At 64.2% G+C, this 23984-nt stretch carries 17 protein-coding genes; 6 read left to right on the top strand and 11 right to left on the bottom strand.

What is annotated here, in order from left to right; translation table 11 throughout:
* Positions 1–408: 408 nt before the first annotated feature.
* Positions 409–3246 carry an XrtA/PEP-CTERM system TPR-repeat protein PrsT gene (gene prsT / locus Q0996_RS04365; protein ID WP_299616411.1) on the top strand — a complete coding sequence of 946 codons (2838 nt, stop codon included), beginning with the start codon at positions 409–411 and terminating at the stop codon, positions 3244–3246.
* Positions 3247–3317: 71 nt separating this feature from the next.
* Here prsT and Q0996_RS04360 read toward each other — a convergent pair whose 3' ends face one another.
* From Q0996_RS04360 to Q0996_RS04350, 3 genes are read right to left on the bottom strand one after another with little or no spacing between them, the layout of a single operon-like run.
* A complete protein-coding gene (locus Q0996_RS04360; protein WP_299616408.1) occupies positions 3318–4112 on the bottom strand; it encodes an SDR family oxidoreductase in 795 nt (264 codons plus the stop codon).
* Positions 4113–4152: 40 nt separating this feature from the next.
* Positions 4153–5802 (bottom strand): GMC oxidoreductase, encoded by a 1650-nt coding sequence (locus Q0996_RS04355; protein WP_299616405.1) that lies wholly within the window; start codon positions 5800–5802, stop codon positions 4153–4155.
* A gap of 12 nt (positions 5803–5814) precedes the next feature.
* A complete protein-coding gene (locus Q0996_RS04350) occupies positions 5815–7074 on the bottom strand; it encodes a glycosyltransferase (RefSeq protein WP_299616402.1) in 1260 nt (419 codons plus the stop codon).
* A gap of 468 nt (positions 7075–7542) precedes the next feature.
* Here Q0996_RS04350 and Q0996_RS04345 point away from each other — a divergent pair, with 468 nt between their 5' ends.
* Positions 7543–8463 carry a PEP-CTERM sorting domain-containing protein gene (locus tag Q0996_RS04345; RefSeq protein ID WP_299616399.1) on the top strand — a complete coding sequence of 307 codons (921 nt, stop codon included), beginning with the start codon at positions 7543–7545 and terminating at the stop codon, positions 8461–8463.
* Positions 8464–8665: 202 nt separating this feature from the next.
* Complete coding sequence (locus Q0996_RS04340; protein ID WP_299616396.1) at positions 8666–9871, top strand: TIGR04063 family PEP-CTERM/XrtA system glycosyltransferase; 1206 nt, start codon at positions 8666–8668, stop codon at positions 9869–9871.
* A 38-nt stretch (positions 9872–9909) separates the two neighbouring features.
* Here the strand turns inward: Q0996_RS04340 and Q0996_RS04335 are convergent, their stop codons facing one another.
* The 3 genes from Q0996_RS04335 to Q0996_RS04325 form a co-directional block, all read right to left on the bottom strand.
* The gene (locus Q0996_RS04335; RefSeq protein WP_299616393.1) at positions 9910–10887 is read right to left on the bottom strand and encodes a sulfotransferase; all 978 of its coding nucleotides are present in this window, start codon (positions 10885–10887) and stop codon (positions 9910–9912) included.
* An 8-nt stretch (positions 10888–10895) separates the two neighbouring features.
* A complete protein-coding gene (locus Q0996_RS04330; RefSeq protein WP_299616390.1) occupies positions 10896–12800 on the bottom strand; it encodes an asparagine synthetase B in 1905 nt (634 codons plus the stop codon).
* A gap of 295 nt (positions 12801–13095) precedes the next feature.
* Positions 13096–14364 carry a DegT/DnrJ/EryC1/StrS family aminotransferase gene (locus tag Q0996_RS04325; protein ID WP_299616388.1) on the bottom strand — a complete coding sequence of 423 codons (1269 nt, stop codon included), beginning with the start codon at positions 14362–14364 and terminating at the stop codon, positions 13096–13098.
* Between the two features lie 328 nt (positions 14365–14692).
* Here Q0996_RS04325 and Q0996_RS04320 point away from each other — a divergent pair, with 328 nt between their 5' ends.
* Positions 14693–15799: a GNAT family N-acetyltransferase gene (locus Q0996_RS04320; RefSeq protein ID WP_299616386.1), complete on the top strand. Its 1107-nt coding sequence runs from the start codon at positions 14693–14695 to the stop codon at positions 15797–15799.
* Positions 15800–15810: 11 nt separating this feature from the next.
* Positions 15811–17466, top strand: a complete 1656-nt coding sequence (locus tag Q0996_RS04315) for an acyltransferase family protein (protein WP_299616384.1) — start codon at positions 15811–15813, stop codon at positions 17464–17466.
* A gap of 27 nt (positions 17467–17493) precedes the next feature.
* Here the strand turns inward: Q0996_RS04315 and Q0996_RS04310 are convergent, their stop codons facing one another.
* The 5 genes from Q0996_RS04310 to Q0996_RS04290 are packed head-to-tail and all read right to left on the bottom strand — an operon-like array spanning position 17494 to position 23508.
* The gene (locus Q0996_RS04310; protein WP_299616382.1) at positions 17494–18750 is read right to left on the bottom strand and encodes a hypothetical protein; all 1257 of its coding nucleotides are present in this window, start codon (positions 18748–18750) and stop codon (positions 17494–17496) included.
* A complete protein-coding gene (locus tag Q0996_RS04305; RefSeq protein WP_299616380.1) occupies positions 18747–19730 on the bottom strand; it encodes a hypothetical protein in 984 nt (327 codons plus the stop codon). The genes Q0996_RS04310 and Q0996_RS04305 overlap by 4 nt, the downstream gene beginning before the upstream one ends.
* Before the next feature lie 33 nt (positions 19731–19763).
* Positions 19764–20693: a glycosyltransferase family 2 protein gene (locus Q0996_RS04300; protein WP_299616377.1), complete on the bottom strand. Its 930-nt coding sequence runs from the start codon at positions 20691–20693 to the stop codon at positions 19764–19766.
* 14 nt (positions 20694–20707) lie between these two features.
* The gene (locus Q0996_RS04295) at positions 20708–21661 is read right to left on the bottom strand and encodes a hypothetical protein (protein ID WP_299616374.1); all 954 of its coding nucleotides are present in this window, start codon (positions 21659–21661) and stop codon (positions 20708–20710) included.
* Positions 21649–23508: a glycosyltransferase family 39 protein gene (locus tag Q0996_RS04290; RefSeq protein WP_299616371.1), complete on the bottom strand. Its 1860-nt coding sequence runs from the start codon at positions 23506–23508 to the stop codon at positions 21649–21651. Before Q0996_RS04290 ends, Q0996_RS04295 begins: the two co-directional genes overlap by 13 nt.
* Before the next feature lie 86 nt (positions 23509–23594).
* On the opposite strand from Q0996_RS04290, the gene Q0996_RS04285 reads away from it, so the two are divergent.
* On the top strand, positions 23595–23984 hold a 390-nt coding region (locus tag Q0996_RS04285; protein ID WP_299616368.1), incomplete at its 3' end, for a class I SAM-dependent methyltransferase.

Below are 23984 nucleotides of genomic sequence, written 5' to 3'. Positions count from 1 at the left end.
TCAATCCTCCCTAAGCGCCTGTCAAGAAATGCGGCGGAGGTCTGAGATGCAGCGTTCTCCGGGCGGCCTGCGGAGGTCGCCGGCCAGGGCCGCATTGCGGACAGTCCGGCTTTCCCGGTCGGGGCAGGATAGATCGTCGAGGCGCGGCAAGGGCGAACAGCCGCGCTCCATCTTACACACTATGGTTAAGCGCGGGATCCGGGGCCTTGGGCAGGGCGCCGCGATGGGCGATAACGGCCGGGACGGTTGGCAGCGCGCCCGCCCGACGGCCTGCCTAAATGCTTGAAGCAGAGCCCCTTATAGTGCTTTTTGGTCCCGGTCGCGGCCTTCCTCGAAGTGCGCCGCTGACCTATACTGGCGGCCAATTGACTTGGAGCGGCCTCGAGCGGCCCAGATAGGGAAACCACCATGAAGATCCATGCAGTTTCCGCAATCGGCAAGGCAGCCTGCGCAACCATGGTTGAACGCTCTGCCCGGCCCCCGCTGATGGTCCTGGTGGCGAGCTGGCTGCTGGCCGCGGCGCTCATCCTGGGGCCCATGCCCGCCTGGAGCACAAGCTTCCTGGAGCGCGCGCAGCAGTATTACGAGGAAGGTGACCTCGCTTCCGCAGCGGTAGAGCTGAAGAACGCCCTGCAGCGCGAGCCCGACAACGCCGAGGCGCGGTTCCTCCTCGGCAAGGTGCTGTGGCAGTTGAACGACGTTTCGGCGGCGGAAAAGGAACTCCAGCGGGCAGAGGAGCTGGGTTACGGCGGCGAAGAACTCAACCTTCTACTGGCGCAGACGCGGCTCAAGCTCAGGCGGTTCCAAGATGTCGTCAGCGAGGTGCCCGACGATATCGTCATCGAAAGCGATCTGCAGCGGGATCTCTATGTGGCCCGTGGCGAAGCGCTTTTGAACCTTGGCCAGTTCGACGAAGCTCTGGCGATCTTTGACCGGGTGCTGCAGGACGGCCCCCACGGCGCAGCCCTGGCCAACAAGGCACGCATCACGGTTTCGCTCGGCGATATGGCGGCGGCGAGGGAAATGCTCGATCAGGCTCTGGCCGCAGATCCCGACAATCCCCTGGTGACGACGACCGATGCTGCGTGGTCTCTAAGGGCCCGGCAGTTCGAAAGCGCAAAGACCAGTTACACCCGCAGCATCAAGCTGGATCCCACGAGTCCAATACCCTATGTCGGCCTGATCGAAGCCCATATCGGCCTCGGCGAACTGGACGAGGCCGCCCGGATTGTCCGGACCCTCAAATCTACCCAGCCTGACAGCATCCTTGTGGTTCTGCAGGAGGCCATTGTCCTGTTTCTGCAGCACGACTATCGGGCCGCCAAGGTTGCGGCCGACCGCGTCTTGGCGTTTTACCAAACGCAGCCGCAAGCCGCTTTGATCGCGGGCTATAGCTCCTATCAGCTTCTGGAATTCGAACAAGCCAGGCGCAATCTCGCCGTCTATCTGACTCAACGACCCCAAGACGACGCGGCTCGCGCGGTGCTGGGGGCGACGCTGCTGAAACTGGGATACACGAAGGAAGCTTACGGTTTGATGGCGGAGCCTGGTGAGGACATTCCGGATACCACCGCCTATCTGGGTGTTCTGACATCGGCGGCTGCCAGAATGGAGGACCAGAGCGCAACCCTCAAATACCTGAAAAGGCTGGCCGCGAGCGCGCCGGAGGATCCCGAGATTCAGGAGGATCTCGGGCTTTCCCAGATTGCTGCAGGGGAAATCGAGCAAGGCGTGGAGACCCTGAACAAAGCACTGGCGCTCAACCCACGTTCAGAAAAGGCCTACTCACATCTGTTCGGCGTGCATGTTCAAAACCGCAATTACTCTAGTGCCATCCTGTTGACCAAACAGATGCAGCAAAGCCTGCCGGAGCAGGCCGCCGGCTTTACCCTTGAAGCTATGGCCCTCTTCGCTCAGGGCGATGTGGCCGGCGCGGAAGCGGCACTGCGGCTCGCATTGGAAAAGGAGCCCGACAACCCCGAGGCGGTTGGCAATCTCGCCCAACTTCTGCGGGCTGCAGACCGGGCCGATGAGGCGGTCTCTGTGATCGAAGAAGCCCTAAAGCAGAGCCCCGAAGATCCGGCCTTGCTTCTTGTGTATGCGACCTTGGCAAGAAGTGCCGGCGACGAGGCCAAAGCCCAGTCCCTATTGCGCCGCATCTTGGATAACAATCCCGATGCGTGGCAGGCGCGCGCGCTCTTGGCCCGCAGTTTGTCCGAGACCGGCGATTTCGCCGAGGCCGTCGCAGTCGGCGAGTCGGCATTGGATGCCAACCCGAACAATCCTCAATTGACGAAGACCGTAGGCCTGGCCTTGCTGAAGAGCGGCGAAGTGTCGGAGGCTCTGACCCTCCTGGACCGGCTGGTCTCGAAGACCCCCACCGACGCGCGCGCCCATGAGTATCGCAGCCTGGCCCTGATACAGCTCGGGCGAACAGAAGAGGCCTGGACCGCCATCGAAAAGGCTGCACGGCTGGAGCCCGACAATGCAGCCATCAAGCTGGCACAGGCGAACCTGCTATTCTTGTTGGGGCGCTTGGACGAGAGCCAGGAACTCGTCAGTGCTCTGAAGCAGGACGCGCCGGAGGACGAAAGGCTCCTGGTAATCGAGGGCAAGATCGCTCTGGAAGAAGGAAGACCGGAACAGGCGGCAGCGGCCTTCGAGGCCGCTCTGGCGAAAGACGCAAACAGCCTGATTTTTCTGGATCTTGTGCATGCCAGATTTCAAGCCGGTCAGGGCGAAAGGGGCTTGGCTTCGATGGCGGACTGGGTCGCAGAGAATCCGCAAGATGCGGTGGTCCGGCATCGCCAGGCAGAGTACCTGATGGCGCTGGGCCGCTGGGAAGAAGCAGCCGAATCATACGAAGCTGTCTTGGCGCGGCAGCCCAACGATGCGCGGGCTCTGAACAATCTTGCATGGGTCAAGATTGAATTGGGCGATTCCCAGAGCGCCCTCGCCGCGGCGCGCAGGGCCGCCGACTTGGTGCCGCAGAGTATCAGCGTCTCCGATACCCTGGCCATGGCATTGCTGCATGCCGGCCAGGAACTAGACGCGATCGAACTGTTGAAGACCATCACCGAAGACGCTCCGGATGACCGGACCTTCCGATTTCATCTTGCGCAAGCGCTGAGCGCGGCCGGCGATATCAGCCAGGCCGTTATCGAACTGGAGCGGATTCTGAGCGATCCCGAAGCGTTCCGCGAGCGCGAGGATGCTGAAGCCCTTCTCGCCGCCCTGACTCGATGACCGTCTGACAGCGTCGACGCCGCACTGGATCAACGCCCGACCGAATCGACGCCTGACTGCCTGGTCGTGCCTTATGTCGGTTGTGGCGGGCGGAACATCTTGGCCACCTGCTTGATGACCATCGATGGCGGCGCGAGACTGGCAAAGAGACGCTGCTTGCCGGTGCCCTTGGCACTGGTGATCAAGGGCTTCTTGCCGCCCAGTTGTCCGATTGCCGCTTTGACCGCCAGGGCGGGTGGGTCGCGCTTTTCGCTCAACGCACTCCCGTAGGCTCCCGCCCGTTCGTCGAACGCGCTCTGGGTGGGCCCCGGGACGAGGGTGTGAACTGTCACGCCTTTGTCTTGCCATTCGCCGTGCAGCGCCTGGCTGAAGCTGTGGACGAAGGCCTTGGAGGCGGCATAGACCGCCATGTAGGGCACCGGCTGGAGCGCCGCCGGCGAGGAGACGTTGATTACCGCGCTGGTCGGAAAGCGCGCCAGATCGGGCAGAAAGTGATGGCAAAGCGAAACCAAGGCGGTCGCGTTGAGGCCGATCATGGCCTCGTAGGTGTCGGCCTCGGAGTCTTCGAAGCGGCCCCAGCGGCCGAAGGCGGCGTTGTTGATCAACAGCCGTATCGGAATCTCCGCTTCGGCCAGCCTGGCGCGTAAGGCAGCGGCGGCACGGGGCTGAGAGAGGTCGATGGCGAAGGCTTTGGCTTCGATTCCCTGCTCGGCGGCAAGGTCCTTGGCCAGTTGATCGAGGGCAGCCTGGTCCCGTGCCGTCAGGGCGAGATTGAGCCCGCGCGCGGAGAGCTGCCGGGCGAACTCCTTTCCGATCCCGGATGACGCTCCCGTCACCAGGGCCCAGTGGCCTCTGAACTCGTCCATGGCTGTTCCTTTCGCTTCAGTCTTTCTAGCCGCTCCGGTCTCACTGGAGCATGTCGGCGACGCGAAGAGCGTTGGCGGCGATGGTCAGACTCGGATTGGTGCCGCCGCTTGAAGGAAAAAAGGAGCTGTCGACGACATAGAGATTCTCCAGGCCGTGGGCCCGGTTGTTGCGGTCGAGCACGCTGTCCTCTGGATCGTCGCCGAACCGGCAGGTACCGCAGACATGAGCGATCCGCTGGTTGTTTTCCGCCTGTTTGATCACTGTGACGTCATAGGGCTTCAAAAGCGCGGTCATGCGCTTACGAAACTCCGCGATTCTCGTTCTCTCGAAGGGATGCAGCCGGTAGTGCAGGATGGCGTCGCCGCCCTGCTGCTCACCGCCCGCCGTTTCCATGGGAAGCACTCGGTTGTCGCGGTAGGGCAGGTCTTCCAGCAGACTGGCCAGAATCACCGACCGGGAGAGCTTCTTGCCGAGGGCCGAACGAATGAAGGGTTTGGCCAGGCGAAAGCATCCGGAGAGCCAGGGAAGGGGGCCTTCCCGCAGATCCTGCTCCATGGTGTCGACGATCATGGCCGGCGGTGGCAGACGGCCGAAGGACTGGACCGATCCCAGCCTGGCGCTTTCGGCGCCGTAAAAGTCGTTGAAGGCGATCTCCTTGTGGTTCTCCTCCGGGCCAGGCGCCGCCTTGGGCTTGAGGGCATAGAGATCGACGCAATGGCGCATCAGATTGCGGCCGACGAGATCGTGTTCGTTGGCGATCCCCTGGGGCCAGTCCGGGGAACGGGAGCGCAGGAGCAGAAGCGGGCTCTGCAAGGCCCCTGCCGCCAGCACGATCGTCGCGCCCTTGAGCGACAGGTCCCGGCCCCGATGACGGCAGATGACGCTATCGACACGCCCTTTCGTTGCCTCGAGGCGCAGGGCACGGCATTGATCCAGAAGGACGGCGCCATGGTCGCGAAGAGCCGGTGCCAGGCAGATGCGCGCGCTGTCGTTCTTGCATGGCTTGGTACAGAGAAATCCCTGACATTCCTTGCAGTCCGGCAGGAACTCGCAGGCGCTCGGCAGGCGGTAGGGGTGGACGCCCTTGGCGCTGAGGAAATCGAACAGCTCCTGGTTTGCGGCGGTGAGCGGCGGCGCCGATTGAAGGGCGTCGCCTGGCTGCTCGCCGCGCAAGGGATCTTTGCCGCCGCGCACCCTGTAAAGGCTTTCGGCCTGGGTGTAGTAGGGCGCCAGCTCCTCGTAGGCGATGGGCCAGCGTTCCGGCAGGCTGCTCTCGGCCGCCCCCTCCAGCATGCCGGCGAACTTCTCGCGCGGGCGAAAGTCTTCCGGCAGGAAGCGCTCCAGGGCCATGCCGTAGAGGGCGCTGGAACCGCCGGTTCCCGCACCGATGAAAGGCACAAAGCGACGCCGGCGCGGCCCCGAGCGATCCTCTATGAGATCGCCGTAGCGCCCGGCCCTCGACAGGGCATCGCGGTTCTGTGCGTGGGGCAGGCACAAGTCCGCAATTCCGGTCTCAGGATAGTCGCCGCGCAGGGCCGCTTCATCTTCCAGATGCGCGCGGCCCTGCTCGCAGAAGAGAACGCTCTTACCGGCCTTTGCGAGAGCATGTCCGAGGGTCGCCCCGCCCATGCCGGTGCCGATGACGATGACGTCCCAGGCTCGGTTCGCGATGTCGCTCGTGTCGGTCATGGGGCGCCGGTCTCAGATCAGGCTGGCGATGAGTTCAGGGAACAGCCGCTCGGGCCGGTAAATCTCCATCTGCGCTTTGACCGCCGCGGCCTGCTCCCGGTAGGCGCGCTCCCTCAGCAGGCGGTTCACCGCTTCCACGAGCGCCGAATCGCGGTGGCGCTCGGCCCGCAGCGTGAGCCCGGCCCCCCGCCGCTCGATGTAGGACATGTTCAGGTGCTGATCCAGGTTACTCGCGATCCCGATGACCGGAACGCCCGCCTGCAGGGCCTGGGTCGTGGTCGGGCTGCCACCGTTGCAGATCACCAGACTGGCGCGCTGCGCGGCATCGCTGCCCGGCAGGAAATCCGCGACGAAGGCGTTTTCCGGCACGCTCCCCAGCTTCACCCGTTCGGCGGTCGCCGCCAGGACGGTGACGGGCATGGGGGCCAGGATTTCCAGTATTCGCGGCAGGAGTTCGGCCGCGCCCGTGGAGCCGAGGGTCACATAGACCGCCGGTCGGTCTTGCGGAATGTTGTCCCACCACGGAGGTTTGGGGATCTCCGGCTGCCAGGAAAGGGAGCCGATGTATTGGTGATGCGCCGGAAGTGGGCGGGTCGGAATCAGTTCGGGAACGTCCGAGTAAAGCGTCAGGTCGGCGTTGGTATAGGTCTCGCCGAGATTGAACCCGAGATCTTTCAGCCCGTGCTCGCGTCTCACCCGGTTCAGGGGCCGGGTATGAAGGGCGAAGGCCAGGGGCCGTACGGCATTGAACAGCAACTGGCCCAGGCCAGGGCCCAGGACGCGCGCGAACGGCAGGTCGGGGACCCGATAACTCGGTTCCGCAAAGGGGCTCCAATAGGCGTTGGTGATCGTCGCGTAGGGAACCTTGGCGAGGCGCGCGCTGATGGCGAGCGACAGCCGGAAATCGCCAATCACCACATCGGGCTCGACCGCAGAAATGAGTTCCAGATCCGCCTTGACATAAGTCCGAAGGGTTTCGGCATCGTAGAGGGGGCTGCCCTTCGCCAGCGCCCGCAGAAACTGCTGACCCGAGATCGACGTCAAGGGGTGCCGGCGATAGCTCCCGTCCGGAAAGATCGCGTCATAGCGCGGGTCGCAGGCGATATGGACGTCGTACGGCCCAGGGTCCAGAGAGCGGGCAAGGGCCAGCGGCCGCGCGACATGGGCCAGCGTCACGGCTTCGCAGAAGAACAAGAGGCGCACCCCTTGGCCGGGCCGGCTTTCCTCGGCCCCGCCCTGCCCAGGCTCGCTCTGCCCGGGCCCGCCACGCATAGTCCGGCCCTGCTCGCGACGACCATGCTCGGCCCGGCTCTGTTTGGCCCGGTGAACCTCTGGTGATTGCATGGGTCATTGCTAGCAAATTTATGGTTAACAAAGAACTAGGCTAAGGCTGTTCCAAAGCATCTCCGGACAAAAATCTCATCGTGGGCGACAGGCTGCTAGTGTCGTTCTGAGGCCGTCGAATGGCGCTCCGGATTCGATGGTGTAAACCATCGTAGTACATTGAAAGACTTGTCTGTTCTCGGATCTTCGAGGATGTTTTGCGGGATTTTTGACCGTGCCGGCGTCAAATTGTCAAAATATCTTACAGATTTTCCCGATGGTGCCCTCCGTCAACGAGCTATGGGCAGTTAAGGTTTTGTAATTATGGGAAAGTATCGATCTGGCATAGGGATTGCATTTATAGAGCGAACTATGGCGGGCTCCTTTGGGCCTGGAGTTTGGAGAAGGATCAAGGCAATGAATTTGAAGCAGCTTACCCTCGCCGCCGGTGCGGTTGCTATGCTGGGGCTCGCCCCGGTTACGGCTGACGCCGGCCCGCTGACGGATGTGGATCTGCTGGATGGCAGTGGCGGCACCCTTGCATCGAATGTCAGGGAAATGGACTGGACCTCCAGCTCCGCCGGCCTGGCCATTGGCATCGGGCCCTTCGGCGCACCGCTGGCGGTGGGCCAGACCTTCGACTTCGTTTACCAATCGATTCTGACCGGTGCGACGGATCCGGGCGGTGGTGCGGTGTCCTTCGCGTCAACGCTGAACTCAAGCGGCACTGGTGGTGCGCTTGCCGGTACGGAATATCAGTTCACGATCGTGGCCCGCTTCCAAGAAGTCGTGACCGCGGTCTTGGGCGGTGGAACGTCCGCCATCTTTGGTCTTGGCGGTGCCGGCGGCACGATCTCGATCTTCTATGACGAAGTAGGACTGGGCGGGGGCGGCACGGAAGCCAGCATCGCTGCCGGTACCGGTTATGACGACGGCACCGAGGTCGCGCGCTTCTCACTCGTTTCGCAGACCTCGACCTTCACGGCAACCACCGGAAGCAGCGGGGTTGGCGTCGCGACCCTCGACGCTCAAGTCCAGGCGGCATTGGACTTTGTGCTCGATGAGTTCATTCTCGGCCTGATCGATACTGTGTTCGATCTTGAGTTCTTCGGCACGCTGCAGTTTCCTCCTACGCCTCCTGCGGCCAACACAACGGACTTCCATGTCGGCGGGTCGGCCTTCTATCCTGACACTGCGGTCGCGGCGAACGACATCTTGTTCCAGGTGGACGGCAACAACACCTTCTCCATCGTTCCGGAACCGGTGAACCTGCTGCTCTTCGGCATCGGTCTGCTGGTCTTGGGTGTCTTCTCGCGGAAGCGGCTCACGGCGGTCTGACCGGACAGCACGCCGCCTAGGCTCCAAACGCCATAGTTACGGGCCCGCGGGGAGATCCCCGCGGGCCCTTTCTTTTGGGTCATTTTTCCGGGGCGCTCCGCGACCCTCGTAAGCTCCGCCAGTGACGCGCGTGCCTCGGCTCTGCCGAGCCCGAACCTGAAACACCTTGATCCGATCTCCGCTATCGGTTAAGGGCCCGGTGATGCGCATCCTCCACGTTCTCGATCACTCTTTGCCGCAGCAAAGCGGCTATGTGTTTCGAACCTTGGGGATCCTGCGCGCCCAGCGCGCCCGTGGCTGGGAGACCTTTCAGCTCACCACCCCGCGCCATCCCGAAACCCACGGGCCCGAGGAGTCGGTGAACGGCTGGCATTTCTACCGGACGCCGATTTCGAATTCCGCCATCGCCACCCTCCCCCTGGCGGGGGATTGGCGCCAGATGGCCGCCACCCGTGCCCGCCTGCAACGCCTGGTGCGGGAGGTCCGCCCGGATATCCTGCATGCCCATTCCCCGATCCTGAACGGGCTGCCGGCGCTCTCCGTCGCCCGGCGGGAGGGCTTGCCGCTGGTCTACGAGGTCCGCGCCTTCTGGGAGGACGCCGCCGTCAACCTCCACGGTGCCCGGCCCTGGGGGCTCCGCTACCGCGCCACCCGTGGATTGGAGAGCTACCTGTTGCGCCGGGCCGATGGCGTGGTGACCATCTGCCAGGGCCTGCGCCGCGACGTTCTGGACCGCGGCATCGCCGCCGACAAGGTGACCGTGGTGCCCAACGCCGTGGATCTGACCACCTTCCAGAACGCGCCGCCGCGTGACCACGCGCTGCTGGCCCGCCTGGGCCTGGAGCCGGGCGCGGCCATCGGCTTCATCGGCTCCTTCTATGCCTACGAGGGGCTCGACCTGCTGATCGAGGCCCTGGCGGAGCTGCGGGGAGAGCTTGCCGGGTTGAAGTTGTTATTGGTGGGCGGGGGCCCGCAGGAGGCCCGTCTGAAGGCCCTGGCGCGCGATCTGGGGGTGGAGGACCGCGCCATCTTCACCGGCCGCGTGCCCCACGAGGAGGTGGAGCGCTACTACGGCCTGCTCGACGTGCTGGTCTATCCCCGCCACCGCATGCGCCTGACCGAACTGGTGACCCCCCTGAAGCCGCTGGAGGCCATGGCCCAGGGCAAGCTGGTCTTCGCCTCCGACGTCGGCGGCCATCAGGAGCTGATCGAGGACGGCAAGACCGGTTTCCTCTTTCCTGCCGACGACAAGGCCGGCCTGGTCCGCGCGCTCCACGACCTCTTCGCCCGGCGCCCCCGCTGGCCCGAGATCTGTGCGGCAGGGCGCGCCTTTGTCGAGGGCCAGCGCAGTTGGGAGGCCAGTGCCGCCCACTACGACCCGCTCTATCGAAGGCTCGTTAAGCCGTAGGCTGTAGCGCGGGCCGGACCGTCGAAATACGGGAGACCTCAGCGACGCGAAGAGGTCCTCGGTGTCTTCCGCTGCCTGTCGGCCGGCAGCTTGTGGCGCAGGTGGTAGAGGTTGACCTGAAGCAGGCGCTTCAACTCCATCATCTCAAAGCAGCTTCGCTGCAGCGCGGAAACCCGCGGCCGTTCAGGCAGCACCGGGTATCCATGCTTGGCCAGGACGTCGCCGGCGAGGGCCTCGTAGACCCGGCGGTCGCCGTCGGACAGGCGGTCCGGCCACTTGTTGAAGTTGTCTTTCCTGGGGTTGCTTTGGGACTCCGCAAGGGCCGCGGCGCGCTTCTCCGGCGTCAGTGCGATGCCGAGGAAGGCCTCGATCCTGGTAAAGATCTCAGCGGGAGAGGCCAGCAGGTCCTCATATCGCAGCAGCAGAAACCGCTCTGGCCCGCAGCGCTTCTGAAAAGCCTCGATGGCGGTCAGCGCCCGGCACCACTGCCGGGCCGCCGCATAGGGCGATTGGCCACCCCAGGTCATCTCCTGTAGGGAGAGGAAAACGTCGCGGCCGTCGCGCAGGATCGCGATGTACTTGGCCTTCTGGGGAAAGAGCTCGTCCAGCAAGTCGAGATGGGACCAATAGCCGGGGTTCTTGTTGCCGACCCGGGTCTTGGACTGCAGGTCGGCGAGGCACTGGAAGACCGCATAGACGACGCCGGCATAGCTCGGCTCCAGGATCCGCGCCCGGATCTCCTCAGCGGTCACGTCCAGGCGCGCCTCGTCGCGATAGCGGTGGCGCATGATCTCCAGCATCTGGCACTTCGAGATGTCCTCCACCAGGCGGGAGAGGTTATCTGTCTTCGAGAGGTCACCGTAGCGCCCCAGGCGGCGATGGAAGTGCTCGATGAAGGTGCCCTCCGGTCCCATGCCATAGTCGAACCAACGGTCCAGCAGGTTGTTCAGGAAGGTGGTGCCGCTGCGCGCCGGTCCCAGAACGAAAAGGATCTCTTTTTCGGCAAGGTCTGACATCGTCCCGGCTATCCTTGCTGGGCCGCTTTGGCGGGGGCGGATCCCGGGGACGTTCCCGGGGCAGTTTCCGGACCCCGACCTGCGGTCCTGCCGTCCGCAGCAATGTCACGGGAGGCCATCCAGGTTTCCAGAACCGCCAGGTCCCAGACGATCCCGGCTTGGCTGCCGGGCTCGCCGCGGCGGACGTCTGCGATCATCCGGTCGAGGAACCCGGTGTCGAAGAAGAAGCGGCGCTTCAGATCGCTGAGTGCGTCGCAGAAAAACGTTGCGAGGTCCGGGGTGTCGGCAATGTAGTGAAACATCGGCAGACCGAAGCCCTGTTTGGGCTTGTCGATGATCGCCTGAGGCAGAAAGCCGGCCAGCGCCTGCTTGTAGAAGTGCCGGATCTTGCCGCCCTCGGTCAGCAGCGCCGCCGGAAGCGTGGCGGAAAAGATGGCGAGATCGTCGTCCAGCATGGGAAAGCGGACCCGCATGCCGGCCAGCGTGCAACTGGTCAGCACTTTGCGCAGGTCGCTGTCGGCAAGGGTCACCTGCAGATCGAAATGCATCATCTTCTGGATCTTGGCGTCGCCGTCGGCCGCCTCGTAGATCGCATCGGCGAAGCGCATCGGACCCTTCGGATCCACGCTGGCGAAGGCCTCGGCGCTGAAGACCCGCTCCACCGGCGTGAAGGCAAAGGCGTTGTGGCTGTTCATGCGGTCGGCGACAGACCGCTTGGCCAGCGCGATATAGTTGTTGGCGCGCCGCAGGAGGGAAAGCCGATCCCGCCCCGGCAGGTGGGCCAGCAGCGGCTCCAGCAGGCCACCGCGTAGCGCGGCCGGCAGCTTGCCGTAGAGGTCGAAGACGTCGTCCTTCAGGTAGCGGCTGTTGCCGCCGAAGAGCTCGTCGCCGCCGTCGCCGGCGAGCATCACCGTGTTGCCGCTTTCCCGGCCCACCAGGGCGCAGTAGTAGCAGGGCACGACCGAGGAGTTGGAGTAGGGCTCGTCGAAGGCGTGGGAGAGCTTCGGCAGCACTGCCAGAACCTCCTGCGGGCCCACCATGAAGACCTCGTGCTTCAGCCCGAAGTGCTTGGCGGCGCGCTCGGCGTAGGGGGTCTCGTCGAAGGCGTCGTGTTCGAAAGCAATGGTGACGCAGCGCCCCTGGCCCTCATTGGCCTTGGCGAGAAAACCCGTGACGGTGCTGCTGTCGAGGCCACCGCTCAGGAAGCTCGCGGTCTGGTTCGCCGTCTCCCCTTCCAGACAGCGGGCCACGGCCTGTTCCAGCCGGTCGCGCAGGGCCCGATGCTGGTCGTCCCGCCCGGCGCCGGAGGGGTGGCGGTAGTCCATCTGCCAATAGCGCCAGCAGCGCAGCGCACCGTTCTCGAAAAGCAGCGCCTCGCCGGGGCGCAGCTTGCTCTGCTCTTCATAGATCGTCCCGGGGGCGGCCACGCGGTCGATGAAGTAGAGGTACTGATAGAGCGTTTGCGGGGCGATCGTAGCCGTCATTCCGGGATAGCTCCGGATCGCGTCGACGGAGGTTGCGAAGATCAGATCGCCGGGCCGAGGGTTGGCATAGCAGAGGCGATAGACTCCGAAGCGGTCGATGGCGCTGAACAGGCGATCCCGCTTTGGGTCCAGCACGGCAAAGGTGAAATGCCCAAACAGCCGCCCCAGAAGGTCGTGGCCGTGGCGGCGGTATGCCTCCAGCAGCGCTGCCCCCTGGCCCTGCCGGCGCGCCAGGGCATCGAGCGTCGCGTCGGCCCAGCGCGGATAGCCGATGATGGCGGCGCAGAGCCCGTCCTCCTCCCGCCAGGCAGTCTCCTCAGGGGCGCCGCGCAGCGCCAGGGCAGCGGCCGGCTGTACGCTGCAGGCCGAGCGGATAGCGGCGGGCTCCGCAGCAGGGTCGGCCAAGGGGCGCGTGAGGGCCGCGGCCATTCGATCCAACAGCAGAGGCGCTGACTCCGGGCATCCCTCTTTCGCAAGCCACCCGCAAAAGCCGCTCATACCCTGTCCGCATCCTCTTGATCCTGCCGTGCCTTACAGGGCACCCGCACCCCTGCTCGAGGGCCCGCTATGCCATCGATCCGGCATCCGTCCCTTGGCACCTCAAGGCCCGCAGCGGCCCCCCGCGCCGCTGGCACGCTACCGTCCTTCCCCTAGGCGTTCAACACACCTTTGGGCCGGGGCCAGCCTAGGTTCGAGTTACGTCGAATTGGTTAAGGCCCACGCCCTAGCCCCGGCCAGCGGCGCAGATCTCGCACAGCCGATCGATCATCCACTGGATTTCCTCGGGCAGCAGGCTTTGATGACAAGGGAGTTGCAGGCCGTGGTGCGACAGGTCGCTGCTGACCGGGCAGAGCGCGTCGTCCAGCTCCGTCGAGAGAAACTGGCCGAAGCGCTGCATCGGAACGGCCCGGTCCTCCAACTGGGCGAAGACGCGGCGCAGCGCGGGGATCCGCAGGGGAACCATGTAGGGCACGATACCTTCCTCCAGCTCAGGCTTCACGGGGTTGATGCCGGGCTGCCCGGCAAGGGCCTGACAGATGGTCCGGTAGTTCTCGCGGCGCCGCGCGGCGATCTCCCCGGGGTTGCAGGCGCGCTGGATGGTTCCACCCATCCGGCCGGCGCCATAGTCGAGGCTGGCGGGGGTGTCCCGTAGCCCCGCCATGTCGCGGCCAAGGCCCAGCAGCGACAGCGCCTTGAGCAGCGCCGCCGTGCCCGTCGTGATGGGCCCCAAAGGCCGCAGGCGTCCGTAGTAGTGGGTGGTCTGGAGATCGCGGACCAGCGAGCGCAGGTCGGCCAGAGACCCGGGGGCGGCCAGCGGTTCGGGGGGCAGCGGGCGGCGGGCCGAGACCAGGCAGCCGCCGCTGCCTACAGGAAAGAACTTCGGCAGGCTGCCGATGGCAAAGTCGCCGAAGGATCCCAGGCGTTCTTCGCCTCGGTGCCCGAAGAAGCTGTGGGCACAGTCTTCGATCAACGACAGCCCGTGCTGCGTGCAGAATTCTCTCAGCCGCGGGCCGTCCTGCGGAAAGCCGAAGTAGTGGACGGCCACCAGGGCCTTGCAGCGCTCATCCAGGCGGGCTTCCAGCGCGGCGTAATCGATGCTGAGATCCTCGTGCAGCCGATAGAAGACGGGTTTCAGCCCCAGCCAGGGCAGGGGCTCCACCATGGCAAGGCAGTGATAGGCCGGCAGCAGCACTGCTGCGCCCGGTTGCAGCCCAGAGGCCCGGAAGGCCCAGGCCAGGGCGGTCTTGCCGGCGGTGGTGAAGAATGCGGGCCCGATGCCGAAGAGGCCCTTGTCCTGGTCACCGTTGTCGGCGCCGCGGCCCGCTGTCAGAAGTCGAAGGTCGTTGTGGACGGGATAGCAGGGCACCTCCGGCTTGGGGATGAGCCGGCCCTCCCGCGGCCGGTTCGGCCCTTCGCCGTCGACTGTGATCGACCGTGTCTGCTGCGGCCGGCGGCGGGGCAGAAGTCCGAGGGGAGGGTGACGGGTCAGCAAGAACAACTCCGGGAAGCGGGACGGCCGGGGGGCCTGGGAAAAGCCGGCGAAGAGTAGCAAAAATGTAAGAAAAACAAATGATGATCGCCGGTCGGCTCAATGGGCGACAAGGTCGCGAAAATAACTGTTTGATTCTATCGTGCGCGTAAGTACCGGGTCGTCGGCTGCTGTCCGGGCCGTGCGGCTTCTTGCTTGAGGGGCCGCGCCTGCGCCGATAGCTTCTTCTGGTGCCGCCGTCCGGCCACCGCGACCGTAAGCTGCGGCTACGCCAATCGAGGGGCGCAAGGCGATCTTGCAGGACGTTGTCTGAGGGAAACGAGGACTGCCCATGGAAGTGAGACGATACGACGGTCTAGAGGCACTTCCTGAGAGCTATGAGGCATTGTTCCGTACGGCGGAAAAAGAGAGTTTTTTCAACAGCGCTCTCTGGTACCGCGTCCTCTTGGCGACCACCGCATCGCCAGGTGAGGAGCAGCGTTTCTACGGCCTGGAGGAGAGCGGCAGCGGACGTCCTCAGGCACTTTTGCCGGCGATCGGCATGCCGCGACAGCGCGGACCATACGGATCACGCCTCCTGAGCGGTTGCCACAACGTCTATACCTTGCGCTTCTCTCCTCTTGTTGGCGAGCATGTCTCTGATCGCCGGAAAATCGTTCATGAACTCGTTGGCGCTCTCTTGCGTGACAGGCCGCGTTGGGATGCCGTCTCGCTTCGCATGCTGGACCGTGATTCGGAGGTGTTCGACTATCTGTTGGAAGCCTTCGATAGCTGTGGGCTGGTTACTGAACCCTATTTTCAGTTCGGTAACTGGTATGAGGATGTTGCCGGCCGTTCTTTCGACGACTACATCGCGGATCGCGGCAAGAGCGTCAAAAAAACTCTTGCTTGGAAGGCCCGGCGATTTGCCCGCCGGCCCGATGCTTCTTGCGAGATCTACAAAGGCGGCGAGGGGGCTGAGCGGGCGATCACTGCGTTCAAGACGGTCTATGGAGCCAGTTGGAAGGAGCCGGAACTCCATCCCGATTTCATGGATGGCTTGATGCGCAGTTGTGCGGAGCGCGGATGCTTGCGGCTGGGCAACCTGTTTCTTAGCGGTGCGCCAGTGGCAAGCTGGCTCATCATTGTCTCCAATGCGACGGCTATTGGATTTAAGACAGCATACGACCCAATGGCGCCCAGCAATCTCTCAGTGGGTGGCGTGCTTACCTATAACGTCATGCAGTACCTCATCGATGAGGAGAAGGTATCACGAATCGATTTCGGTATCGGTGACGAAGCCTACAAAACCCAGTGGCTGACCACGCGCCGCGAACTTTGGGGCATCATGGCCTATAATCGCCAGACACCGCGCGGAGCCATGCTCGCGGCCATGATGCAGGGCCGCAACTGGGCGCGCCGGGCACGAGCAGTTTTGCGCCCCAGCGCTGCGCAGTAGCCTCGCCGGTCATGACCGGGAGCTTTTCCGTCTATCTCGATCTGGTGCGCTTTCTCGCCGCCTTTCTGGTGCTGCTGCACCATGCCCGCTATCTCTACAATCCCGGCCATTTCCTGGTCGGTCTGGGCCACGAGGCGGTCATCGTTTTCTTTCTGCTCTCCGGCTATGTCATCGCCTATGTCAGCGACACCAAGGAGCGCACGCTCAGGGCCTATTCGATCTCACGCCTGGCGCGCATCTACTCGGTGGTTCTGCCGGCCATCCTGCTCACCGGCGCTTTCGACTTCATCGGCTACTCGGTCGACCCGAACGCCTATCCGGTCGGATACCAAGCCTGGGACCTGATCCCCATCCGGGTGATCGCAAGCCTGCTGTTCCTCAACCAGGTCTGGTTCCTTTCCATTCAACCCTTCTCCAACGTCCCCTACTGGAGCCTGGGCTATGAGGTCTGGTACTACGCCGGCTTCGCCCTGGTCACCTATTTGGGTGGCCGCAAGGGATGGCTGCTGTTCCTCATGCTCGCCCTCTTGCTCGGCCCGAAGATCATCATCCTGATGCCGCTATGGTGGGCCGGGGTTTATCTCTATCGGTCCCAGACCCTGCGCAGAATCTCTCCGGGCCTCGGCTGGGTCCTGGTGCTGGCCTCCATCCTGGGCCTTGCCGCCTATGTTGATTGGAACGTCGCCGGTTGGGGCCGGGGTCTGCTGCTTGCGTTGGTCGGCCCGGAATGGACCCGGGAGTTCGTCTCCAGTCAGCGCTTTCCGGCGGACTACGTCCTGGCGCTCTGCGTTGCCACCCATTTCGTCGGTTTGCGGGCCATCTGTGAGCGCCACCAAGAGGTGTCCGCCCTTTGGGCCAGGCCGATCCAGGCCCTGGCCGGTTCCACCTTTACGCTCTATCTGCTGCACGGCCCTATGATCCTGTTCTACTTCGCGCTCTTCGGAACCGAGGGCGTGGGCGACACGCGGGTCGGTCCGGGCGCCTATGTCGGCTACATTCTGCTCATCGTGGCGACGGCCTATGGAATTTCCCTGGTGACCGAGCAGAAGAAGCACATCGTCAAGCGGTGGATCACCGCCCTCTTCGATTGGGTCGGGCAGTTCATGGCCGAGGTCTTCGGCACCCACCGCGGGCTGGTGCGGCTGGTCATCGCCAACATCCTTTGGATGTTCGGCCCTTATCGGCGTTATGGCCGGGTCGAATTCACCAAGGTCAGACGATTGGTCTTCGTCTGCCAGGGCAATGTCTGCCGCAGTCCCTTCGGGCACCATCTGGCGCAGAAACTGATGGGGGATTTGCCGGTCGCTTCATTGGGACTGGGGGCAGGGAGCGGCCATCCGGCGGACAGTGTCGCCAGCGAGGTCGCGCGCGACTTCGGCGTCGATCTCTCCCGGCACAAGACCACCGCCCTGGCCGATTTCGCCATCCAGAAGGGCGATCTTTTCCTGGTGATGGAGGACCGGCATCTGCGGGCGCTGGCACCGCACCTACAGGGTCACGAGGTGCAGTTGGCGTTGCTGGGGCTCTGGTGCCGCCCGCCTCTCGCCCTGCTCTACGATCCCTATCGGCTGTCGCGAAGCTACTTCAGGACCTGTTTCGGCCGTATCGAACAGGCGGTGGAGGCGTTGCGGGATGCCATGGGCGCGCCCGGTGCAAGAAAGCTGTAGGCCAAAAGCCAGGAACGCCCTCTTCCGTCAACGTCGCTTCACCAGCTTCACCAGCACCGCGGCCAGATCCGCGAAGAAGGGTTTGGGATCTGAGAGCTGGAAGACATACCAGCGGCTCGAGAGGCGCAGGGGAAAGCTGAGATAGGAAATCAGGGAGCGCCAGGGATCGGGCCGGTAGAAGGGGTCCTGGATCTTTCGGCGCTCTAGCCACAGGCGCAGCAGGCGCTTGGTCTCCGGAATCCAATAGCAGGCGGTCAGGGCGGCGTAGCTGCGTGGCAGCGTGAGACTGCGCGTGCCACCGCCGCAGTGCGCCACCAGCGCGGCGGCGAAGGGCAGACCGGCGGCGATCGCCAGCGGCAGGCTGCCCCAGAAACGCCCGTTGATTTCCATGAAGACGTAGCCTTCCGTCGCCGGGTCGTAGCGATACTCGACCATGGCGACGCCGCTCCAATTCAGGCGCCGCAGTAGAGCGCGGGCTTTCTCTCTGGCTTCCCCGTGCTCAGAGAGCGGGACGCTGCGGCAGAGGGTCGAGAAGCCCCCTTCCGGTGGCCATTCGTGCAGTCGCTCGTGCTGAAACTCCAGGAGCACCTCGCCGTCCTGCGCCAGAAACATCTGCCCGAGCCCGTGGCCCGGACAATAGGCCTGGACGAGGGGGAAGGCGCCGATGGCGTCGTAGGGCGCCAGGCGTGCCACCAGATCCTCCGGGTTCTGTGCATAGTCCGTCTTGATCAGCGCCAAGCCGGCGGCTTTCAGGGCATCGATCACCTGATGGGGGTCGGGCCACTTGAGCACTAGGGGATAGCTCAGACCCGGCGCAGCTGAGCGTACGTCCTCAAGCGACCGGAAGCGGTGGGTTTGCGGGGTCGCGATGCCGGCGGCTTCGGCGTGCGCCTGGCAGGCGGCTTTGTCGAGCACCTGCGCCAGGCGGTCGCCGCTCGGTGTCAGGACGCGAAGCTCTGTCTCAAGCGCTTCGCGATGGCGGTTCAGCAACAGCAGATCGTTCTCGCCGATGGCCAGTAGGTAGCCGGCCCCGTACTTTGTGGCCAGATCTTTGATCTGTTCGATCAACCCGGCCTCGTCGTCTCGGCGAACGGCATGGTGATGGCAGAACCTTGAGTATCCGGCCAAGGCCTCCCTGGAGCGGCCGATGCCGATGGTGCGATAGCCGTGACGGCCGAGGTCGCGGACTACCGCCAGGCCGATTGGCGTGTCGGTGCCCAGGAGGATCACCGTCTCCTGCTGGTTTGGCTCCTGATTGCCTGGCGCTGCGCCGGGCCCGCTCACAAGAGCCGGTCGTTCACAACGTTGGCGGCGGCGCGCAGGGCCGCGCGCAGGGCATGGCCCTTCAATGGTGGCGCGTTCTCCGCCTCCGTGTCCTGCGCCGCCTCTTCCAGGCTGACGACGTCGAACCTGTCGTCGTTCGCCGCCAGAAAGGCGCAAAGCCGCTCCAGCCTTCCCTGGACCAGGCGATTGGCCTTCAGCCCGCGGAAGCGAAAGTCTCTTTTCTTCAGGTACTCGAAGGGGTGGGTGACGATAACGACGACCCCCCTCTGTCCGTCGTGGGCCTGTTGCAACAGGGCGATCATTTCGTCGGCGCTGAGGGCGGTTACCTGCAGGGGGCGCAGCCTGCCCCGTCCCACCGGGCCGCTGTCGGTGAAGCAGGTTACCGGGAGTTCACGGATGCCGGCCAGGCGGTGGCTGCCACCGGAGAGCCAGAGTTTCTCTTCCGGCGGCTGGTAGACGGCCAGGCAGATGTTGGAAGCGTTTTCCAGCCCGGCGTCGTTCATCGCCTCGAAAACACTGAAGGCGGTGGAGAAGTTGCCGGTGCGCATGCCGGTCGGCCGCCGGCCCGTCCAGGACGCGATCTGTTCGCAGCCGCGCCGGATCACCTCCACCAGCCGTTCCCGGCCCAACTCGCTGCAGTGGTCGGTGACCTTTTCGCCCACCGCCAGGCGGCCGTTCTCGAACGACAGCCAGCTCGGATGCAGGTGCAGTTGGACGTCCTGGCCGGCGGCCTGCAACTGTTCGACATAGCGGCCCATGCTGGCGGGGGGGAAGTAGGCGGTATGCAGCGTCTCGACGAAAAAGGTGGCCCGCAGGCCATGGCGTCCCAGGGTCGAGATCATGAACCCCAGAGCCTCGCTCCTGCCCGCCACCTCGCCGGCCACAGGCTCGTCGATCAAAGGCGGATTGGCCTTGGGATCGATGAAGGCCCCTGCGATGGAGGGTTCGGTATCGACCGTCAGGACGACCTTTGTCTTCATGGCGAAAGCCCGGCCATGACCTGCCTCAGGCGCTCAATCCCGGTTGTTGAGAGGGGTGGAGGTGAGGCCGACCAGCCGCAGTTGGCTGATCTGATCGGCAACCAGGCCCAGAACGCCGACCAGCAGGCCGACCAGCATCACGAAGGCCCCCAGCACCGGAATGCCCTCGCCCTTGGTCAGGGCGATGTAAAGGCTGTAGGCCAGGCCCAGCAGCAGCAGGTTGAAGCTGACCCTGAGGAAGATCCGCATCGGGGCGAAGAGGGTGATGACCCGCAGCACCAGCAGCATGGTGTTGAAGCCGTCCGCCAGGGCCACCTTTGATTGCCCGATGCGCTGGTTGATCTCGATGGGGTGAAAGGCGAAGGGATAGCGTTGTTCGATCAGGATGATGGTTGAAGTCAGGCTGGCGCTGTAGCTGTCGGGCAGGACCGGGATGTAGGGCAGGATCACTTCGCGACGGAAGACCCGGAGGCCGCAGTTCAGATCGCTGCCCGACTTGACCTTGAGGAGCCGGGCCAGAAGCCGAATGACGTATTTGCCGACACCGCGCACGACGGAGACGGACTTGGGCCGCTGGCCCAGGACGGCGGCCAGCTTTTCCCGCTCGATCTGATCGACCATGGCTTGCAGGAATTCGGCGCGGTGCTCGTTGTCCGCATCGAACCAGGCGATCAACTCGCGGGAGGCCTGGCTCATCCCGGTCTTCAGGGCCCCGCCGTAGCCGCGGTTGAAGCGGTGCACCAGGAGCTTCACTTCGGGAAACCCGGCGACCCGTTCGGCCGTCTGATCATTGCTGCCGTCGTCCACGACGATGATCTCCGCCGCGGGGAAGGCGCCGCGCAGGGTTTCCAGGGTCGCCAGGATCCCGTCCTCCTCGTTGAACGCCGGAATGACGATGCTGAGGTTCTGATAGTCCTTGACCGCCGGGGCGGGAGAGGAGGCTTCGGTGGAGGTAGCGGCCATGAGGGTTCACTCGATCATCGTGACGGTTCGGTATCGCGGGTGTCGTCGGTCATGCTAGCGGCTTCAATGGGAAATGCCAGGGCGACCAGAAAGTAGACGATATCGCCCAGGATGGTGAGCAGGCGGTAGGCCAGGGCAGCGAAGACAATGGCGTCGCCGGCGAAGGGCTTCAGGGCCAAAATCAGAAGAGCATCGCGCACGCCGATGCCGCCCGAAGCGCCTGGCGTGACGAAGCCGGCCAGCCAGGCTCCGGCGGAGACCGACAGGACGATCAGAAAAGACGGGGCCTGTCCGTCCGTCGCCTCGTGGAGAAGCCACCACAGTAGGGCCGCCGTGCAGAGAAAGAACGGCAGGTAGAGAAAGAAGGTGCCGTAAAGCCGCAGGTAGGCGCCAAAACCGCGCGCCGGCAGGCCATAGGGCTGCAGTTTCGGCATGCGTTGCAAGACCGCCCGCATGATCCAGGGCAGGACCAGGGGAACCACCAGTGCCATCGCGAGCAGAGGCACCTCGACCAGTTGCGACGTCCCCCCCAGATCGGCGGCGCCGAAGGCAAAGAGCAGGGCGGCGATGAAGGCCATGCCGAGGATTTCCAAGGCCGCCGCCCAGAGCAGCGCGCGGTCGCCCATGCCACTTCGGCGGCCGAGCACGTGGCGGCCGGCGATGGAGAAGATGTTGCCCGGCAGATATTTGCCGAGCTGCGAGCGGCCGTAGATGCCGTGGCAAAGCCCGGCCGGTGCCCGTGTCCCGTCGCTCCAGGAGAGCAGGTGCCGCCAAGTGTAAGACAAGCTCAGGCTCACCAGGCCATAGAGGAGGGCGCCGACGAGCACGACGAGCGACAGATCAAACCAACGTTCGCTCGGGATCTGTTGCAGGTCGAGGCCGAGAAGCTGTTGGACCACGAAGCCCAGGCAAATGAAGACCAGGAGCAGGCCGACCAGCTTTGCGGTAGAGGCCTTCAGTCGCGGCATGCGCTCTCCTCGCCAACGCGATAAAGCGTCACCGGGGCATTCGGCTGCAAGAGGCGCCGCCCGATGCTGGGGTGTAGCAGTCCTTCGAGCCCGAGACCGCGGACCACCAAGCCAATCAGCTTCGGGTCCTCCCGAACGATCTCAATGACATCCCAGTCGTTTGCCGGTCGGAAGGCGCAGTGGTCCGGTTTATTCGAAACGCGGTTGGGGTTGTAGAGGAACAGCGCACCTGGATCTGGGGCCTTCGGGCTGGCTTGCGACAGCGCGCCTTCGCCCAAGAGGAGGAGATGGCCGCGGCGGTACGTTTCCGGATCGCTGTGAATCGCCGTCTCGCTGGCGGCCGCCAGTTGGCTCAAGGTCCGGGCACCGAAGATCGGATTGCGGTTTTCCAGGTAGATTCCGGCCGTTCCCACTGCCATCACCAGAGCAGCGAGACCCAAACAGATCCTAGGGCGGCGCGGGTAGAGGCTTCGGGCGAACCAGATGGCCGCGGCCAACGCCACTGCATAGCCCGACACCGTGAAATAGCGCGGGTGATAGCGTGTCACCGCAAAGGAGGTGACAAGAAACCAGAGGACGGCGAAGCCAAGCAGCAGCAGACCCAGGCTGCGGACGGAAGGCGATAACTGCTTATCCTTCCAAAGACCCCAGGCCACCAGGGGCGTGAGATAAAAGATCAGCCCCACCTCATGATTGACCAGCAGGGCCAGCAGAGGATCGAAAAGCGGATGCAATTGGACGTTGCCGATATCGTTGAACAGCTCCCCGGCCTGGGGCCGCATCCCGGAGAAGCCAGACCGCGCCAGGAAGATCTCCGTGTAGCGGTGTAGCGGCGAGCCGGCCACGATCCAGAAGTAGAGGGCATCGGCGAACACCGGGATGAAAAAGCCGATGGCCATGATCCAGTAGAGCCGTCTGGGCATGCCGAAGCCGGCAAGGAAGAGAAGGCCGTAAAAGAGCAGGAGGGCAGCCGTAGTCTCGCGGGTGAGCCAGCCGGCGCCGGCCAGGACGCCAGCAAGCAGCAGCCAGGCGACGCGCCCCTCAGGGCGCTCACAGCAACGCAGAAAGCACCAGAGGGAAATCAGGACGAAGGCCGCCTCGGCAATGTCGGAGTAGGCGACGGTGGCACGGACCGCGAAGATCGACAGGCTGACCAGAAGTACGACGGAGAGAAGCGCGGTGGCACCATCCACCCGCCGGTTCATCTCATGCAGGGTAACGGCGATCAGGGCAAAGAAGTAAACCAGGATCGGGAGCACTGCGCTGACGTCGCTGATGCCGAAGAGTGCGAAGCTCAGGGCTGCCGGAAGAGCGATGAAGTGGCGGAACTCGCCATGGTGTTGCGGCAGATAAGGAAACTGCTCGTACCACCCCAGGGCCCCTGAGATATGCCGCGCATCGTCGCTGCCGATCCAGCCCACCCAGGCCAGCGATACCATCAGCCCGGCCAGGGCCAGTCCGATTACGACGACGAGGCGATGGTCGAGCTTGCGGCGAGCCAGCGGGCCCTTCTCCGCTTCCGCCTTCATGGCCATCTCGCTTCTATCCCCCGACGTCGTGGGTTGGGAACGGGCCACGCGCGCCGTATCGGTTAGCGCCCGTCGCAGCGCAGATTGCATAGCACAAATCGCTGCCTTGTCCGTCCGAAAAGCAACTACCCCTTTGGAACTGTTAACTATTCTTATTGTGCCGGGCGCGCAAAGCGCTGTCAGGCAGATTAACCAAGACCGGCCAGTACTTGGGTCTTCAGGGCAAACGAGCTGCCACGAGAACTGGATATTCTTGACCATGATTGGTAAAGACCTGGCTGCTAATGTCGACGCGTCGGCGAGGATGGAGCGAGCCAAGCATGTCTCTTCATGAAGAAGAAACAGTAGCGACCCTGGACCGGTTCCCCGGTCTGGTGTGCCCTCAGTGCCGGTCGAGCGACTTGGTGGAGCGGGACCAGACCCTGTCCTGCCAGTCCTGCCAGGCGGTCTATCAGATCGACAAGGGGCGGCCGGTCATGCTCGCCGGTGACATGGTTCGCTTCGCCCAGGAGATAGCGGTCCAAGACCGGGTCGCCCTGGAATACGAAGCTGCGCGCTACAGCAACGAATACGCGCTTCGCTATCATCGCTGGTGGACCGATCTGATGCTGAAGGCGGTGAAGGTTGAGGGCCGCATCCTCGACAATGGCTGCGGCATCGGCCCCTTGTTCGAGCGCCTGCCCTCCGCCGACATCGTTGGCCTCGACATCTCGAGCGCCATGCTGGAGTCCGCCGCCAAGCACTCGGATCGTCTGATTCAGGGAAACAGCCAGAACCTGCCCTTTGCGGACGGG

Origin of the sequence: Pelagibius sp. (assembly GCF_028289705.1) — a bacterium.
GTDB lineage: Bacteria > Pseudomonadota > Alphaproteobacteria > Kiloniellales > Kiloniellaceae > Pelagibius.
Note: the sequence above shows the minus strand (reverse complement) of the source record. Positions and strands in the feature narration are given on the sequence as shown.

Coding starts and splice junctions, on each gene's coding strand:
- prsT (WP_299616411.1), top strand. CDS start 409: ATGAAGATCCATGCAGTTTCCGCAATCGGCAAGGCAGCCTGCGCAACC.
- Q0996_RS04360 (WP_299616408.1), bottom strand. CDS start 4,112: ATGGACGAGTTCAGAGGCCACTGGGCCCTGGTGACGGGAGCGTCATCC.
- Q0996_RS04355 (WP_299616405.1), bottom strand. CDS start 5,802: ATGACCGACACGAGCGACATCGCGAACCGAGCCTGGGACGTCATCGTC.
- Q0996_RS04350 (WP_299616402.1), bottom strand. CDS start 7,074: ATGCGTGGCGGGCCCGGGCAGAGCGAGCCTGGGCAGGGCGGGGCCGAG.
- Q0996_RS04345 (WP_299616399.1), top strand. CDS start 7,543: ATGAATTTGAAGCAGCTTACCCTCGCCGCCGGTGCGGTTGCTATGCTG.
- Q0996_RS04340 (WP_299616396.1), top strand. CDS start 8,666: ATGCGCATCCTCCACGTTCTCGATCACTCTTTGCCGCAGCAAAGCGGC.
- Q0996_RS04335 (WP_299616393.1), bottom strand. CDS start 10,887: ATGTCAGACCTTGCCGAAAAAGAGATCCTTTTCGTTCTGGGACCGGCG.
- Q0996_RS04330 (WP_299616390.1), bottom strand. CDS start 12,800: ATGGCCGCGGCCCTCACGCGCCCCTTGGCCGACCCTGCTGCGGAGCCC.
- Q0996_RS04320 (WP_299616386.1), top strand. CDS start 14,693: ATGGAAGTGAGACGATACGACGGTCTAGAGGCACTTCCTGAGAGCTAT.
- Q0996_RS04315 (WP_299616384.1), top strand. CDS start 15,811: ATGACCGGGAGCTTTTCCGTCTATCTCGATCTGGTGCGCTTTCTCGCC.
- Q0996_RS04305 (WP_299616380.1), bottom strand. CDS start 19,730: ATGAAGACAAAGGTCGTCCTGACGGTCGATACCGAACCCTCCATCGCA.
- Q0996_RS04300 (WP_299616377.1), bottom strand. CDS start 20,693: ATGGCCGCTACCTCCACCGAAGCCTCCTCTCCCGCCCCGGCGGTCAAG.
- Q0996_RS04295 (WP_299616374.1), bottom strand. CDS start 21,661: ATGCCGCGACTGAAGGCCTCTACCGCAAAGCTGGTCGGCCTGCTCCTG.